Annotated in this window: 13 protein-coding genes; 7 read left to right on the forward strand and 6 right to left on the reverse strand. The window is 71.9% G+C overall.

Features of this window, described 5'->3' with window-relative positions; translation table 11 throughout:
• The first annotated feature begins 581 nt into the window (after positions 1-581).
• From hutI to HS041_RS14175, 4 genes are all read left to right on the forward strand, one after another.
• Positions 582-1790: an imidazolonepropionase gene (gene hutI, locus HS041_RS14160; RefSeq protein WP_196441150.1), complete on the forward strand. Its 1209-nt coding sequence runs from the start codon at positions 582-584 to the stop codon at positions 1788-1790.
• Between the two features lie 104 nt (positions 1791-1894).
• Complete coding sequence (locus HS041_RS14165) at positions 1895-2746, forward strand: DegV family protein (protein ID WP_196441151.1); 852 nt, start codon at positions 1895-1897, stop codon at positions 2744-2746.
• Positions 2747-2942: 196 nt separating this feature from the next.
• Complete coding sequence (locus HS041_RS38290) at positions 2943-3749, forward strand: ComEA family DNA-binding protein (protein ID WP_307845292.1); 807 nt, start codon at positions 2943-2945, stop codon at positions 3747-3749.
• 39 nt (positions 3750-3788) lie between these two features.
• A complete protein-coding gene (locus tag HS041_RS14175) occupies positions 3789-6386 on the forward strand; it encodes a ComEC/Rec2 family competence protein (protein ID WP_196442487.1) in 2598 nt (865 codons plus the stop codon).
• A 157-nt stretch (positions 6387-6543) separates the two neighbouring features.
• Here HS041_RS14175 and HS041_RS14180 read toward each other — a convergent pair whose 3' ends face one another.
• On the reverse strand, positions 6544-6696 hold the full coding sequence (locus tag HS041_RS14180; protein WP_196441152.1) for a hypothetical protein: 153 nt from the start codon (positions 6694-6696) through the stop codon (positions 6544-6546).
• A gap of 96 nt (positions 6697-6792) precedes the next feature.
• On the opposite strand from HS041_RS14180, the gene holA reads away from it, so the two are divergent.
• Positions 6793-7776, forward strand: a complete 984-nt coding sequence (holA, locus tag HS041_RS14185; protein ID WP_230879062.1) for a DNA polymerase III subunit delta — start codon at positions 6793-6795, stop codon at positions 7774-7776.
• Between the two features lie 71 nt (positions 7777-7847).
• On the opposite strand, the gene HS041_RS14190 is transcribed toward holA, so the two are convergent.
• On the reverse strand, positions 7848-9308 hold the full coding sequence (locus tag HS041_RS14190) for a pectate lyase family protein (RefSeq protein ID WP_307845293.1): 1461 nt from the start codon (positions 9306-9308) through the stop codon (positions 7848-7850).
• 166 nt (positions 9309-9474) lie between these two features.
• A complete protein-coding gene (locus tag HS041_RS14195) occupies positions 9475-10611 on the reverse strand; it encodes an EamA family transporter (protein WP_230879063.1) in 1137 nt (378 codons plus the stop codon).
• A 74-nt stretch (positions 10612-10685) separates the two neighbouring features.
• Here HS041_RS14195 and HS041_RS14200 point away from each other — a divergent pair, with 74 nt between their 5' ends.
• A complete protein-coding gene (locus HS041_RS14200; protein ID WP_230879064.1) occupies positions 10686-11210 on the forward strand; it encodes a MarR family winged helix-turn-helix transcriptional regulator in 525 nt (174 codons plus the stop codon).
• Between the two features lie 311 nt (positions 11211-11521).
• On the opposite strand, the gene rpsT is transcribed toward HS041_RS14200, so the two are convergent.
• Entirely contained in the window at positions 11522-11794 is a 273-nt protein-coding gene (rpsT, locus tag HS041_RS14205) for a 30S ribosomal protein S20 (protein ID WP_196441154.1), read from the reverse strand.
• A 146-nt stretch (positions 11795-11940) separates the two neighbouring features.
• On the reverse strand, positions 11941-12942 hold the full coding sequence (locus HS041_RS14210; protein ID WP_196441155.1) for a glycoside hydrolase family 18 protein: 1002 nt from the start codon (positions 12940-12942) through the stop codon (positions 11941-11943).
• A gap of 210 nt (positions 12943-13152) precedes the next feature.
• On the opposite strand from HS041_RS14210, the gene lepA reads away from it, so the two are divergent.
• Positions 13153-14991 (forward strand): translation elongation factor 4, encoded by a 1839-nt coding sequence (gene lepA, locus HS041_RS14215; protein WP_196441156.1) that lies wholly within the window; start codon positions 13153-13155, stop codon positions 14989-14991.
• Between the two features lie 125 nt (positions 14992-15116).
• Here the strand turns inward: lepA and HS041_RS14220 are convergent, their stop codons facing one another.
• On the reverse strand, positions 15117-16394 hold the full coding sequence (locus HS041_RS14220; RefSeq protein WP_196441157.1) for a glycoside hydrolase family 18 protein: 1278 nt from the start codon (positions 16392-16394) through the stop codon (positions 15117-15119).
• Between the last annotated feature and the right edge of the window lie 29 nt (positions 16395-16423).

Here is a 16423-nt window from a genome sequence, read left to right on the forward strand (position 1 = left end):
GCCGGGGTGAGGCGGAGCGGGGGAAGCCGAGGACCGGGGAATTTCCAGCCTAGGTAGATGTCCGTTCGGGATTCAATGTGCAGGCTTGTGCTGCGGAGGCGATATCGACAGAACTGAAAGCTTTCAAAAACGCCCAAACATCAGCAAAGAGGACAGTGGTGGGTCAAGGTTTGGGTTGCTACCATGGGGCAAATCCAACGAGACGTTATGGCGCCGGTCCGCCTGGCACCTGATGTTGCGGGTGGGGAAAAAGTGAGCTGAGCTGTGAGAACACGCTTGAGGCCTCTTGTGTGGATGAAACCGATGAACCGGACTCCGTCGCGGGGAAGCGGCGTTCTTCCCAATTAGCCTGTACAGCAGGCCAACCTGTGAAATAACGTAACTGAACTGAAACCGCCGGATCATGATGCTGGCGATACTGTCGCCGCACACAGAGCGGATGAGAGCAGGAGACCCCCAATGTCGTCCGGACGCGGAGCGGACCCGGCGGGCGTGACGCCCGGAACCGGTCGGGTCCTCGCGGCGCCTCCGGCGGAGGACTCCGCTCCGATGCCCTTCCCTGCGCGCAAGGCGGTGATGTGATGACGGTCCGCCTTCTGACCAACATCGGCCGGCTCTGGACCGGAAACGACGTGTGCAGCAACGCCGCGATCCTCGTGCACAACGACCGCATCGCCTGGGTCGGCCGGGCGGCGGACCTGCCGCAGAGCGTGCCCGGAGTGGTGGACGACATCGTCGACGTGGACCACGTCGAGAACCTCGGCGGAGCCCTGGTCACGCCCGGCCTGATCGACGCTCACACCCATCCCGTCTACGCGGGCAACCGCTACGCCGAGATGGCCATGCGCTCGGGCGGCTCGACCCCGTCCGCGATCACCGCGGCGGGCGGCGGCATCGGCTCCACCGTCACGGTGACCCGTGGCACCGATCCGTGGACCCTGTGCAACGGGGTCCGCGAGCGCCTGCGTGACTGGCTGCTGAGCGGCACCACCACCGTGGAGGCCAAGACCGGCTACCACCTCACCCGCGACGGCGAGCTGGCCGACGTCCGCCTCCTGCGCGAGCTGGAGAAAGAGCCGATGATGCCGCGCGTGCACGTCACGTTCCTCGCGGCGCACGTCGTCCCTCCGGAGTACTTCGGGCGTCAGCGCGACTACGTCGAGGCGGTGGGCGCCTGGTGCGCCGACGCCGCCGCGGCCGGCGCCGACAGCGTGGACGTCTACTGCGACGAGGGCCATTTCACCACCGAGGAGGCCCGCTGGGTCCTGGCCTCCGGACGCAACGTCGGCCTGCTCCCCCGTCTCCACGCCGGCGCCTACAGCCGCCGCGGCGCCGTACAGCTCGCCGCCGAACTCGGCTGCGCCTCGGCGGACCTGCTCCACCACACCTCCGACGAGGACATCGCGATCATGTCCCGCTACGGTGTGCCCGCCGTGGTCTGCCCCGGCACCGCGCTCCAGAAAGGCAACCTGCCGCCGGTCCGCCGGATGCTCTCCCAGGGCGTCACGGTGGCTCTCGGCAGTGACCACAACCCCGGCCACTGCGGCATCACCTCGATGTCCCTGGTCGTCAGCCTCGCCGTCGCGGCCTTCGGCATGAGCGTCGGCGACGCCCTGCGCGCGGCCACCCTCGGCGGGGCCACCGTTCTCGGCGCCCCCGACCGGGGCGTGCTCGCCCCCGGACGCCTGGCCGACATCGTCCAGTGGGACGCCGACCACGAAGGCGCCTTCGCCTGGGCCTTCGGTCTCAAGCCCCGTCGGGTCTGGCGCGGCGGCATCCCCGTCCAGTGACCTCCGGCCGGTGGCGCCGCGACGGCGCCTTCTTTCTTCCCGGGACACCCGGTGACGGCTCCGTTCCCGGCCTCGTGATCATCCCTCGCGGATAGTCTCTGGTCATGCCGTCACCGGTCGCCGTCGTCACGGACTCCACCGCGTACCTGCCGCGGGAGGAGGCCGCCCGGCTCGGGATCACGGTGGTGCCGCTCCAGGTGGTCATCGGCGGCAAGCCCTTCGACGACGTGGTGCAGATCGGCGGCGCGGAGACGAGCGAGGCGCTCAAGGAATGGGCGCCGGTCACCACCTCCAGGCCCGCGCCCCAGCGCTTCGCGGACGCCTACGGCGAGGCGGCGGCCAGGGGCGCGGCTGGAGTGGTCTCCATCCACCTGTCCGGCGCGATGTCGGGCACGGTCGAGGCGGCCCGGGCCGGCGCCCTCGACTCGCCGATCCCGGTGGAGGTCGTCGACAGCAGATCCATCGCCATGGGTCTCGGATTCCCCGTCCTCTCCGCCGCCGAGGCGGCCTCCGGGGGAGGGACGCTCGCCGACGTGACGGCCGCGGCCTGCCGCCGCAGGGACGCCACCCGCAGCTTCTTCTACGTGGACACCCTGGAGTACCTCCGCAGGGGAGGTCGCATCGGCGCCGCGGCGACCCTGCTCGGCTCCGCCCTGATGATCAAACCGCTGCTCCACATCACCGAGGGCACGATCTCCCCTCTGGAGAAGGTCCGCACCGCGACCCGGGCCATCGCCCGCCTCGAGGACCTCGCGGTTCAGGCGGCGGGTTCCGGCCCGGTCGACGCCGCCGTCCAGCACATCTCCGCCCGGGCCCGCGCCGAAGCCCTGGCCGAGCGCCTCTCCCAGCGTCTTCCCGGCCTCGTCACGCTCACGGTGGTCGAGGTCGGCGCGGTCATCGGCGCCCACGTCGGCCCCGGCATGCTCGGCGTGACGGTCTCTCCCACCTCCCCGTGACGGCGATCCTCCCGCTCGGGGAGGTGGAGGCCGAAGCTCCCGGCATAGCCGACACCGCCTGGACCGTCCGGTCCGACTGGTCCTGACCGGCGGGCCGGACACGGTCCGTCCACAGCCGCGGACCGTGTCCGGACGGTCGTCCACAGAATCACGTACGGCCAGAGCCCGGCCGGTGACGCCGCCATAACGTTCTGGCGTGCGGACGACAGAGCAGTCCACCGAGCGGTTCCGGGCCGAGTCGCGGCTGCGGGTGCTGACGGTGCCCGGTGCCCACCGGGTCCGGCCGGGCGACACCGGAGGCATCCCTGAGCGCTCTGTCCAGAATGGCCGCACGCCCCCCATCGCGGTCCCGCCCTCCTTCGAAGCCCTCCGGGCGGCCGTGGACAAGGCGGGCCCCGCGCTCGACCCCGGCCGCCCGGGGACGCGGCTGCTGCTCCTCGTCGCGCTGGCCGCCGTCGTCGCGGGAGGGGTCTACGCCTGGCGCGCCCAGCCGGAGCCCGAGCCGCTCCCCCCTCCTGCGCCGATCTCCGGGGCCTCCTTCACCGGACCGCCCCCCGCCGCACGGCCGCGGTCCTCCCCGGCCGCCGAGGTCACCGTCCACGTCACCGGCAAGGTCCGCCACCCCGGCGTGGTGGTCCTGCCCGGAGGGTCCCGGGTGACCGACGCGGTCCAGGCCGCTGGGGGCGTCCGCAGAGGGGCCTCGGCGGGCCCCCTCAACCTCGCCCGCAAACTCGTCGACGGCGAGCAGATCGTCGTCGGCTCCTCGGCGCAGGGGACACCGGCCGCGCTTGCCCCGGCCGATCCCGGCACGGCCCTCCTCGATCTCAACGCCGCCACCGCCGAGCAGTTCGAGCAGCTACCGGGTGTGGGAGAGGTGCTCGCCCGCCGCATCGTCGAATACCGCGACGGCCGCGGCGGCTTCCAGGACGTCGGGCAACTGCGTGAGGTCAGCGGCATCGGCGAGAGGAAGTACGCCGACATCAAGGACAGGGTCCGCGTATGAAGGTCCGCGTATGACCGCCCTCGCCTCCCCGACGTGCCCATGAACCGCTTCAGCGCCTCCGCCTTCGTCCGGAGGGAGCTCACCGGTCCGGCCGCCGCCCGCGACGGGCGCGACGAGCCGGTGCCCGCCGCGCACACGCTCCGGCTCGTCGCGCCCGCGCTCGCCTCCTGGGCGACCGCCCTGATCCTGCTGGGATGCCCGGCCCCGGCCGGTGCCGTCGTCAGCGTCGCCTCGGCCGCCTGCGCGCTCCTCATCGCGCTGCCGGTCCGCCTCGCCGGCCTGCGGAGCCGGTCGCCGGAGCCGTGCCCCTCCCACGTGCCGGCGTCGGTCCGCCCGCAGCCGGCGCCGCCCTCCCGCCGCCGGCACACCACGGCGCGGCAGAGGAGGGATCCGCGCCGTGGTGTGCCGGACGGCCCGGCGAGCCCCGCTCCCGCCTGGCAGAACATCGTGATCGCCGTGTTCGGGTGCGTGGCGGCGACGGCCGGGACGGTGGCCTTCCACGTGCACGCCGCCGGCACCGGGCCGGTGGCCGGGCTCGTGGAACGGCGGGCCTCGGCGACGGTGGAGGCGGTGCTGACGGACGATCCCCGGGAGATCGGCCGGCGGGGAGGGACGTTCCACAGGGAGAGTTTCGTGGTGTCCGCCCGGGTCGAGGCCGTCGAGACGCCGGTCGGCAGGGTGAGGGTGCGGGCACCGGTGGTGTTGCTCGCCTCGGGGAGCGCGTGGCGGCCGCTGCTGCCCAGTCAGCGGATCGAGCTGCGGGGGCGGTTCGGCCGGGCCGACCCCGGCGAGCTGCTCGCGGCGGTGATCCTCGCCCGGGGCTCACCGCGGGTCCTGGACGGGCCGTCATGGGCACATCGCGTGGCGGGCACGCTCAGGGCCGGGCTGCGGGAGGCGGCCGATGTGCTGCCTCCGGCCCAGCGCGGCCTGCTGCCCGGACTGGTCGTCGGCGACGTGTCCCGGATGGACGAGCAGGTCACCTACGACTTCAGAGAGGCAGGGCTCAGCCACCTGCTCGCGGTGAGCGGGGCCAATCTCGCGATCGTGGCCGGGGCCACCGTGGCGCTGGCCCGGACGGCGGGGTTGCCGCTCGCGGCCAGGGGAGTCCTCGCGGTGCTCGCCATGCTCGCCTTCGCGGTCGTCGCCCGTCCGTCGCCCAGTGTGCTCCGCGCGCTCGTCATGGGCACCGTCGCCGCCGCGGCACTCGGTACGGGGCGCTCCCGTGACGGCGTCACCGCTCTGTCGGTGACCGTTCTGGGGCTGATCCTGTTCGATCCCGCCCTGGCCAGGTCCTACGGCTTCGCCCTCTCGGTGTGCGCCACCGGGGGCATCCTGACGCTCGCCCCCCGCTGGCGCGACCGGATGGCCGCACGGATGCCCCGCCGGGTCCCGCGCTGGGTCGCCGAGGCGGTCGCCGTCCCCACCGCCGCGCAGGCCGCCGTAACCCCGATCCTGGTCCTCATGTCCGGGCAGCTCACCCCGGTGGCGGTCCCGGCCAACCTCCTCGCCGGCCCGGCCGTCGCGCCGGCGACCCTGCTCGGCTTCGCCGCCGCGCTGGCCGCACCCGTGCTCATGCCGGTCGCTCAGGTGCTGGTCCGTCCGGCGGGCCTGGCCACCGGGTGGATCATCGAGGTCGCCCGGCACGCCGCCGGGCTTCCGCTGGCGGTGCTTCCCTGGCCCGGCGGCGTGGTCGGGCTGGTCCTGCTGGCGGGCTCCGCGCCGGTCGCCGCCCTGGTGCTGCGACATCGCCGCTCACGCCGGATCGCCGCCGCCGCGCTGGCCGGGGTGCTTACCGCGGCCGTCCTCACGAGCACGGTCGCGGCCGGCTGGCCGCCTCGTGACTGGCTCCTGGTGGCCTGCGACGTCGGCCAGGGAGACGCGTTGCTGGTCGCCGCCGGGCCGGGCCGGGCGGTGGTCGTGGATACGGGGCCCGATCCGGTGCCGATGGACCGGTGCCTGCGGTCCATGGAGATCGAGCAGGTGCCCCTGGTCATCCTCACCCATCCGCACGCCGACCATACCGGTGGTCTGGACGGCGTCTTCCGGGGACGCCCGGTGGGAGCGGTGCTGGTCAGCCCAGGCACGGCGGCGGAACGAGGACAGGCCGCGCTGAGCGGGGACCTCGCTCGCCGCCGGGTCGCCCGATGGACGGCGCGGCCGGGGGCGCGCTGGCGGCTCGGACCCTCCGAGCTCACGGTCGTCGGGCCGCCGGAGGGGCCGCCCGAGGCGGGCGGGGGAGGGGCGGGCGCGGAGGTCAACAACGCCAGCGTCGTGGTGCACGTGCGGTGGGCGGCCGGAACCGCGCTGCTCAGCGGTGACATCGAGACCGAGGCCCAGACGGAGCTGCTCCGCCAGGGCTTCCCGCCCGCCGACGTCCTCAAGGTCCCGCACCACGGCTCTTCGAGATACGACCCGGACTTCTTCGCGGCCGTCGGCGCCCGGGCCGCGCTGATCAGCGCCGGGGCGGGCAACGACTACGGTCACCCCGCCCAGCCGACCCTGGCCCTGCTGAACCGGCTGGGTGTGCGAACCCACCGGACCGACCTGTCGGGAGATCTGGCCGTGGTGGCCCGCGGCGGAGGCCTGGCCGTCGTCACCAGGGGCCGGTCGTCGGCACGGGAGCGGCCCCCATCATGACGGGCTCCCGCCCTCTCCCTGGGCGATCAAGCGGAGGAGCCCTCCGGCGGGCCTCATGTCACCGGTCCGTTCCGGGCGCCGCGCCGGAGCGGGCCCTCCCGTCCTCCGCCGGGTGGCGGGCATCCCCGTGGGCTGTCGTCGTGCTCCGGCCGGCGGATCAGGCGGAGGCCGCGGCGGGGCGGCGGAACTCGGTGTCCACGTCGGCGGCGTAGACCGAACGGCTGCAGCGCGCGCAGCGATACATGATGGGGCCCTCGTCCAGGGTCGTGCCGCAGCGCGGGCAGGCGTGGCGGTAAGTGGCTGACTTCATGGGTTCACCTCCTTGCTCACTCCCAAGACTGCCCCGCGCCGCCTGCATCCCGATTGCGAACGGCTTGACGATTGGGGTCGGCGGCCGGGACGTGGCATGCTGCTCGGCATGGCGGCAAGCGATCCGGCACCCGTGACCCTGATAGTCGGCGACGAGGAGTTGCTGGCCGACCGCGCGGTGGGTGAGGTGGTCGCGGCGGTGCGGGCGGCGGATCCCACGGCGGAGACGCACGACCTGATCGGGGGGAAGGTCGAGCCGGGTGAGCTGACCCGGCTGGCCTCCCCGTCGCTGTTCGGCGACCGGTCGGTGGTGGTCGTCCGCTCGGCCCACGACCTCGCCAAGGAGGTCATCGCCGAGTTCGTCTCCTACGCGGCGCGTCCGGCCGAGGAGACCACGCTGGTCCTCGTCCACCCCGGAGGGGTGAAAGGCAAGGCGCTGATCGACGGGGTGAAGAAGGCCGGGGCGCGGCTGGTCACCGTCGCCAAACTGACCAAACCCGCCGAGCGGCTGGCCTTCGTCAAGGCCGAGCTGAAACGGGCCGGGCGGACCGTCAGCGGTGACGCGGCCGCCGCCCTGCTCGACGCCGTCGGCAGCGATCTCAGGGAGCTGGCCGCCGCCTGCAGCCAGCTCGCCTTCGACACCCCGGGCAAGACCATCGACGAGGCGGCGGTCGCCCGCTACCACCGGGGCCGGGCCGAGGTCAGCGGGTTCACCGTGGCGGACTCGGCCGTCGAGGGCCGGCTGGGCGAGGCGCTGGAGCAGCTCCGCTGGGCGCTGGCGACCGGGACGGCCCCCGTCCTGCTGGTGAGCGCGCTCGCCAGGAGCCTGCGCTCGCTGGCGAAGGTGGGAGGGGCCCCGCGCAACCTGCGGGGCGGGCAGCTCGCCAGTCATCTCGGCATGCCGCCCTGGCAGGTCACCCGGGTCCAGAGCCAGCTGAACGGCTGGGGCCCCGACGGCCTCGCCCGCGCGCTCCAGGCGGTCGCCGCCGCTGACGAGCAGGTCAAGGGCGGTGGCGCGGACCCGGCCTACGCGCTGGAGCGTACGCTCCAGACCATCGTCGCGAGCCGTACCGGCCGTTAGGGGAGCCTCGTGAACGGCGTGGCCGGGCCTTCGGCAAGCCCGGCCACGTTCGGGTTCAGCGGTTCACGGGGTCACAGCGAGATCCGGCCGGCGCCTGCCCCGGCGCTCACGATCGACTTGACGCTGGAGGCGGAGTCGAGGGTGTAGGAGTAGGGGATGGAGGCCACGCTGCCTCCGGCGTCCCCCGCCCCGGAGTTCACGAAGTGGTTGTTGCGGGCGACCAGGCTGCCCGGGGCCGAGGAGCCCTCACCGCGGTGGAAGGGGTCGAGGGTGTTCTCGAAGTAGTTGCCCTCGACCAGGACGCCGGCCTCCTCGGTGGAGGCCACGCCGTACCCGCCTCCGCTGCCGACGTTGGCGTAGTAGTTGTTGTAGACGTGCACCGGGTTGCCGAACCGCACGCGCGGGTGGCGCTGGTTGGTGCCGTCGAACCAGTTGTGATGGTAGGTCACGCGCAGCTTGCCGCGGTCCTCGCCGCCGTTGTCGTCGCTGTGGCCGAGCAGCATCGTCTTGTCGTGGTCGGAGAACCGGTTCCAGGAGACGGTGACGTAGTCGCTGGCGCGCTTGACGTCCAGAGCGCCGTCGTAGCCGTTGCTGAAGGAGTTGTGGTCGAGCCACACCCGGGTGGAGTACTGGACCTGGATGCCGTCGTCGTTCCAGCCGCGGAAGGTGAGGTTGCGGACGATGACGTTGGACGCCTGGGTGATGTTGAGTCCGCAGCCGGAGATGGTGGCGCCGGGGTTGCCGATGACGGTCTTGTTCGAGGTCACCTTGAGCATCCCGGAGCAGGAGATGGTGCCGGACACCCGGATGACCGACGCGCCGCTCGCGGAGAGCGCGCTGGTGAGGGCTGAGGCGCTGGTGACCGTGACCGGTGCCGCGTTGCCGCCGCCGGTGGTGCCGCCGCCCTGGGTGGCCCAGCCGACGAGGCCGTTGGCGTTCCCGGGAGGAGGCGTCGTGGTGGGAGTGACCGTGGGCGTCGCGGTGGGGGTGGGCGAGGGGCCGGACCCGGCGGCCTTCAGCGTCCAGCGCTTGCTGGTCACCGAGTCGCAGGAGTTCTGCTGCACCAGTGCGCCGGCGGCGGTCGAACTGTCCTTGACGTTGAGGCACTTGTCGCTGCCGGTGTTGACGACCCGATAGGTCGAGCCGCTGACGAGCTCCAGCCGCCAGGTGTGGAAAGCGCTTTCCCGACAGGCCTGCTGAACGGCCGCCTTGCCGGCCGATGTGCTGTCGCCGATGATCCCGGCGCACTTGTCGCTGTGTGCGGCGCTGATCCGGAATCCCGTACCGGCCGCCGTGAGGTTCCAGGTCTGCCCGGCTCCGCCGCAGCCGTTCTGGGTCAGTTGCACGCCGTCCGAGGTGGAGGCGCCGGGAACGGCCAGGCACAGGTTGCTGGCGGCGTTGAGGAGGGTGTAGGCCCCGGGTGCGGGGGCCGCGGAGGCGGAGGCGGCCGACATGCCGACTGCCGTGGCGGAGACGACGGCCACGGTCGTGAGGGCCGCGGCGACTGTCTTCGTGCTGACTGCGCGTATCACAGTTGAGCTCCTTGCTGGTCCGGCAGGCGGCAGGCCTGCGCTTCGGATTCCCCCCAGCGAGTACTCGCCGTCCACGCATGCGTCGCATCCGTGGGTGGCATCCGCGACTGCGGACAATGGACACCGTAGGAAAGCGTTTTCCCTCTGTCAACGGATTGTGAAATTTTCATGTCGGAATCTGTCCGTCCCCGCGACGCCCCCGGTGCGAGGGCCCCGGTGCGGCGGCGGTGGGGCCGGAGGCTTTGGAGGTTGCGGTCCGGGAGGTGCGGCCGGCGCGTGCGGTCCGGGGCGGCGGGAGCTGGCCGAGGGTGGTGGCGGCCAGGGCCAGGGTGAAGCCGCCGAGCTGGAGCGGGGTGAGGGACTGGCCGAGGACGGCCCAGCCGAGCAGGGCGGCGGTGAGCGGGCTCAGGGCGCCGAGGAGGGAGACCTGCAGCGCGGGCAGCCGTGCGATGCCGCGGAACCATAGCGTGTAGGCGGTGGCCGTGCCGACGAGCCCCAGCCAGAGGTAGCCTCCGGCGGCCGCGGCGTCCATGGACGGGGGCGGGCCCTCCAGTGTGAAGGCGACCGGCGCGATCATCAGGCCGCCCGCGGTGAGCTGCCAGCCGGTGAGCGCCAGGTCGCCGACGCCCTCGGGCCTGCCCCAGGCGCGGGTGAGGACGATCCCCGCCGCCATCCCCGACGCGGCGACGAGCCCGGCGGCGACACCCAGGAGGTCGAGGGCGGCCTCGGCGCGCAGCACGACGAGGGAGACGCCGGCCGCGGCGGCGACTCCGGTGAGCAGGCGGTGGACCGGGACGCCCTCCCGGAGCGCGGCACGGGTGAGTCCGGCGACGATGAGCGGCTGGACGGCCCCGAGCACCGCGGCGACGCCGCCCGGCAGCCGGTAGGCGGACAGGAACAGCAGCGGGAAGAACATGCCGATGTTCAGTCCTCCCAGGACCGCCGCCCGCCACCACCAGTCGTTCCGGGGGAGGGCGCGGGTCACGGCGACCAGGAGCAGGCCCGCGGGGAGCGCGCGGAGCAGGGCGGTGAGCAGCGGCCGGTCCGGCGGGAGGAACTCGGTGGTCACCAGGTAGGTGCTGCCCCAGACCGTGGGAGCGAGGGCGGTGGCGAGGACGAGGAGGATGCCGCTGCGAGCCGCGCGGGAGGCCGGGGGAGTGCGGCCGTCCGTACCCGCGCGAGCCGGAGGAGGGCTGTTGCGGCCGGGCGGAGCCGGAGGGGAGGCGTGCCGGGTGGTGGAGGGCGGCGCTTCGGAGGTGGAAGGGAGGGCGGCGGAGGCCGGAGACGCGCACGGAGAAGGCATGAAGACTCCTTCATCAAATCTTGTATGCAAGTAACTTAGCACTAAGTTATTTAGCGTCAAGCTAGAATGGCGCCATGGCGGAGGACACGGCAGAGGGCATGGCAGAGCAATCGAGGGCGGACCCGGTCGACCGGATCGTCGCGCAGTGGCGCAGGGAGCGGCTCGACCTGGACGCGTCGCCGATGGCGGTCTTCGGGCGGATCTATCGGATCGCCCGTCTGATGGCGGATCGCGTCGAGGAGGTCTACCAGGAGTACGGCATCAGCCGGGGTGAGTTCGACGTGCTCGCCACCCTCCGCCGTGCCGGGGAGCCCTACACGCTCTCGCCCAAGGCGATGACGGCCACTCTCATGCTGACCTCCGGGGGCATGACCGGACGGCTGGACCGACTGGAGCGCGCGGGCCTCGTCGCCCGCACCCCCGACCCGGGCGATCGCCGGGGGCTGCGCGTCAGTCTCACGGAGGCCGGGCTCCGGCTCATCGACGAGGCCGTCGTCGCCGGGCTGCAACCGCAGCACGAGGCGCTGGCGGCGCTGCCGGAAAAGGACCGCGAGCGTCTGGCGGACCTGCTCAGGACCTTGCTCGGCGCCCTGGAATAGCCGTTCGCCGTACGGCGGGGAGACGGCCGTCCGCCGGAGGCGGGCCCGGTCGGTGACATCGCGACCGGCCGGGCGGCGGGCCGGAGCCCACCGGGGAGGTGCTCGCCCGCGTTCCCGCCGTCAGACGGGGGCGGCCGGATGCGGGACTCCGTCGTGGAGGTCGCGTGGAGGTCGCGTGGAGGTCATCGTGAAGGTGCCGTGGAGGTCCGGGACGCGGGGCGACGGACCCCGAGCCGGGGGTGTGCCGAGGCCGTGAACGCCGAAGCGCCGCACCCCCGTCACGGGGATGCGGCGTCGGTGAAGAACCTGGGTTACTTGGCGGCCGTCAGCGCGGCGGTGCGCTGGGCGATCGCCGACTTGCGGTTGGCGGCCTGGTTCTTGTGGATGACGCCCTTGCTGGCAGCCTTGTCCAGCTGGCGGGCGGCGACGCGCTGGAGCGCGACGGCCTCGTCAACGTTGCCCTGCTCGGCGGCCTCGCGGAACTTGCGGATCGCCGTCTTCAGGGACGACTTGACAGCCTTGTTGCGCAGCCGGGCCTTCTCGTTCTGCCGGTTGCGCTTGATCTGGGACTTGATGTTCGCCACGAAGAAGCCTCGGTGATGTCGTCGGATGGGGCGCGCGGGCAGAGAGGGCGCGCCACACGCAGTTGAACAGGCTACCAACTGCCCAGGTGGTCGCTCAAATCGACGGCCTGGGCAGAAGGATGCCTTGCAATCTTACCGCCCTCTGCTCACGGCCGGTACCAGAAGCGGCCGTATTCCGCCCAGTCCTCCTCCGTGGCGGCGAAGTCCACATACAGCGCCAGCCCGAACCGCTCGCGGGGCGTCCCGTGCCCGGTAAGGGCGAGTCTGGCGCCTTCGGCGGAGGTGGCGACGCTCTCGGCGGCGTCGAGCCACGGGACGCCGTGGTCGTGGTAGGCGGGGGCGCCCAGCAGCAGGGTCTTGTCCTCGGGCACGAGGCCGAGGGCGAGCGTGCCCTGCCGTGCGACGTGGCCGCCGTAGAGCGACCCGAGCGGGAGGAACGAGTCGTAGGTCATGACCGCGACCTGGTCGACGCGGTTCACGACCTCGCGGAAGTAGTCGCGCAGCCAGTACTTGTCGTGGTCGATGACGGCACGGGCGGCCGGGCGCATGAGGGGCAGCGGCTCGATCTGCGGGGTCGAGGTGGACAGCACGCCGTCGCCGACGAGCGGACGGGTCCGGTCCAGCAGGTCGAGGAAGCCCGCGTCGCCGCTGGTGATCGGTTCGAAGTTGTAGTGCACGCCGTCGAACCCGGCGGCCATGATGGCGCGCACGCCGTCGAGCACGCGCTGCCTGGCGGCCGGGTCGCCGAGGTCGAGGCCGTAGTCGACCTTCTGCCCGAGCCAGGCGGAGACCCGGACCTGCGGTAGCTCGGCCTTCCACCATTTCAGGAAATTTCCGGCATTCGGGTATTTCGAGGCCGGGAGCTCCCCGCTGAACTCGAAGGGGCCGGCGTGGACGTAGACGTCCTTGATCCCGGTCTCGCGCAGCCGTACGGCCATCGTCTTCACGTCGGCCTCGGATCTGCGCCCGTCCACCCAGGCGTGGCCCAGCCAGAGGGCGTCGTGGCCGGTGCTCCTGGCCCGGGGCTCGGGCGTCCCGGCGAACTCCAGCCAGAAGAAGGCGGCGGTCATCGCGGGAAGCGCGAGGAGCGCGGCCACCGCAGCCGCGAGCAGGCGCAGGACTCGCCGTACCGTCGTCCTTTTTGTCATCCGGACATGTCACCGCGCTCCGCCCGTCCGGGTCAATGCGGGGCGGGCCGTCCGGAAGGGGAGGGCCGAGGGGGAGGGGCGGCTGCGAGGGTGGCGGGGAGGGCGGTTTCCCCTGCGGGATGAAGCCATCGGCCCTCTCGCTAAACTTGCAAGGAAGATGGCTGGACTTACCAGCTCCTGATCACATCAATCCCGTCGAAACGGACACCGGTGCGCATTCAGCCTGGCCAGACCGATCCCGCGGTGATCCGCAACTTCTGCATCATCGCGCACATCGACCACGGCAAGTCGACGCTTGCCGACCGCATGCTGCAGATCACCGGCGTGGTCGACGACCGTTCCATGCGCGCCCAGTACCTCGACCGGATGGACATCGAGCGCGAGCGCGGCATCACCATCAAGTCGCAGGCGGTCCGGCTGCCGTGGCAGGTCGGCGAGACCGACTACGTCCTCAACATGATCGACACTCCCGGGCACGTCGACTTCACCTACGAGGTCTCCCGGTCGCTCCAGGCGTGCGAGGGCGCGATCCTGCTGGTCGACGCGGCGCAGGGCATCGAGGCGCAGACCCTGGCCAACCTCTACCTGGCCATGAACGCCGACATGACGATCATCCCGGTGCTCAACAAGATCGACCTGCCCGCCGCCCAGCCGGAGAAGTACGCCGCGGAGATCGCCCATCTCATCGGCTGCGAGCCGGAGGACGTGCTGAAGGTCTCCGGCAAGACCGGCGTCGGCGTCCGCGAGCTGCTGGACCACGTGGTCCGGAGCGTGCCGGCCCCGGTCGGCGACGCCGGGGCCCCGGCCCGCGCGCTGATCTTCGACTCGGTCTACGACACCTACCGCGGTGTGATCACCTACGTCCGGGTCATGGACGGCCACCTGGGCAAGCGCGAGCGCATCCTGATGATGTCCACCACCGCCGCCCACGAGACGCTGGAGATCGGCGTCATCTCGCCGGAGCCGAAGATCGCCGACAAGGGGCTCGGCGTCGGCGAGGTGGGCTACCTGATCACCGGCGTGAAGGACGTCCGCCAGTCGCGGGTCGGCGACACCGTGACCTCCGTCGCGCGCCCCGCCGTCGAGGCGCTCGGCGGCTACGAGCACCCCAAGCCGATGGTCTTCTCGGGCCTGTACCCCATCGACGGCGACGACTACCCCGAGCTCCGCGAGGCCCTGGACAAGCTCCAGCTCAACGACGCCGCCCTGGTCTACGAGCCGGAGACCTCCGCGGCCCTCGGCTTCGGCTTCCGCTGCGGCTTCCTCGGCCTGCTCCACATGGAGATCGTCCGCGAGCGCCTGGAGCGGGAGTTCAACCTCTCACTGATCTCCACCGCGCCCAACGTGGTCTACCGAGTGATCATGGAGGACGGCAAGGAGGTCACGGTCACCAACCCGTCGGAGTTCCCCACCGGCAAGGTGGACAAGGTCTTCGAGCCGATGGTGAAGTCGACCGTGCTGGTCCCGTCGGAGTTCATCGGCGCCATCATGGAGCTCTGCCAGAACCGGCGCGGCAACCTGCAGGGCATGGACTACCTGTCCGAGGACCGCGTCGAGATCCGCTACACCATGCCGCTGGGCGAGATCATCTTCGACTTCTTCGACCAGCTCAAGTCCCGCACGCGCGGATACGCCTCGCTCGACTACGAGCCCTCCGGTGAGCAGGAGGCCGAGCTGGTCAAGGTCGACATCCTGCTCCAGGGCGAGGCGGTCGACGCATTCAGCGCCATCGTGCACAAGGACAAGGCGTACGGCTACGGCGTCGAGATGGCCAAGAAGCTCCGCGAGCTGATCCCCCGGCAGCAGTTCGAGGTGCCGATCCAGGCCGCCATCGGCGCCCGGGTCATCGCCCGCGAGAACATCCGCGCCATCCGCAAGGACGTCCTCGCCAAGTGCTACGGCGGTGACATCTCCCGCAAGCGCAAGCTGCTGGAGAAGCAGAAGGAGGGCAAGAAGCGGATGAAGATGGTCGGCCGCGTGGAGGTCCCCCAGGAGGCCTTCGTCGCCGCGCTGTCCACCGAGTCCTCCACGGACAAGAGCAAGAAGTAGCCGCCGGCCCCGCCCCGCGGGGTCCGCGACGACGCCCGGCCCGGTCCAGCGTGGTGCGCTGGACCGGGCCGGGCGTCGTACGGGGTTCGGGCGGGGCCGGGCTCCGGCCCCGCCGGTGGGGGCGGCTAGCGCAGGACGCGGTGGAGCGCCGTGGTGAGCGAGCCCTTGGCGTCGTCCTGGTCGAGGGACCACATCATGGAGCCGCCGAGGCCCTTCAGGCGGATGTAGAGCGCCTTCTGGGTCACCGTCGCCGGGTCGTCGTAGGACCAGAACTCGTTGCCGTCGTAGAGCCACATGGCGCCCGTGCGCAGGTCGCGGTAGCGCTTGCCGGGCTTGCCGACCAGGTCCTTGTAGTCCTCGCTGCCGGCCGCCCACTTGCCCTGGGCGGGGCCGGTGCTGGTGCCGTACAGGCCGTTCCTGCCGCCCTTGACGCCCGTCCAGCCCTGCCCGTAGGCGGGCACGCCGACCACGATCTTCCTGGCGGGGGCGCCGAGCGACAGGTAGTCGCGGACGGTCTGGTCGACGCTGTACACGAACTGGTGCGGGTCGCGCTTGTCGGTGAACAGGTTGCCGTTGTGGCCGGTGACCTTCTCCCACGGGCCCTGCAGGTCGTAGCCCTGCAGGTTGCCGAAGGTGAGGTTCTTGAAGACCTCGCGGACGTCGAAGCCCGCGTCGATCTTCGCCGCGGAGGCGGGGAGGTAGGCGGTGATCTCGCTCTTGGGGTCGTACTCGTTCATCTGGCGGCGGAGCTCGGCGACGAACAGCGTGAAGTTCTGCTTGTCCTCCGGCCGGATCACGTTGCCCTCGTTGCCCTCGGAGCCGGGCCACTCCCAGTCGAGGTCGATGCCGTCGAAGACGCCGGCGCCGCTGCCCGCCGGCATGCCGGTCAGGTTGCCCTTGAGCCAGAGGTCGATGCAGGAGGCCGCCAGCTTGCTGCGGCTCTCGGGGGTGAGGACGGCGTCGGAGAAGTACTTCGAGCCGCTCCACCCGCCGAGCGAGATCAGCGCCTTGAGACCGGGGTGCTTGGCCTTGAGCTCCTTGATCTGGTTCAGGTTGCCCCTGAGCACCTGGTCGTCGGTGTCGCCGACGCCGTCGACGCTCTTGCCGGCGTCCAGCGGCATGCCCCAGTCGGCCCAGCTGTCGGCGGACACGCAGGTGCCGTCGGCGCTGACGTTGCCGAAGGCGTAGTTGAGGTGGGTCAGCTTGGCGGCGGCGCCGCTGGTGTCGACGTCCTTGACGAAGAACTGGCGGCCGTACACGCCCCACTGGATGAAGTAGCCGACCCGCTTGAAGCGGTCGCCCTGGCCGGTCTGGGCCTCGGCGTGGGCGGTGGCCGGGGCGGCTGCGGCGGCGAGGCCGGCGGCGAGCGTCGCCGCGAGCATCGGCCGGAGAAGTCTCTTCACGGATTCTCCACTGTTCGGGGGGAGGAGAA

Source organism: Planomonospora sp. ID67723, from assembly GCF_015711605.1.
Classification (GTDB): Bacteria; Actinomycetota; Actinomycetes; order Streptosporangiales; family Streptosporangiaceae; genus Planomonospora_A.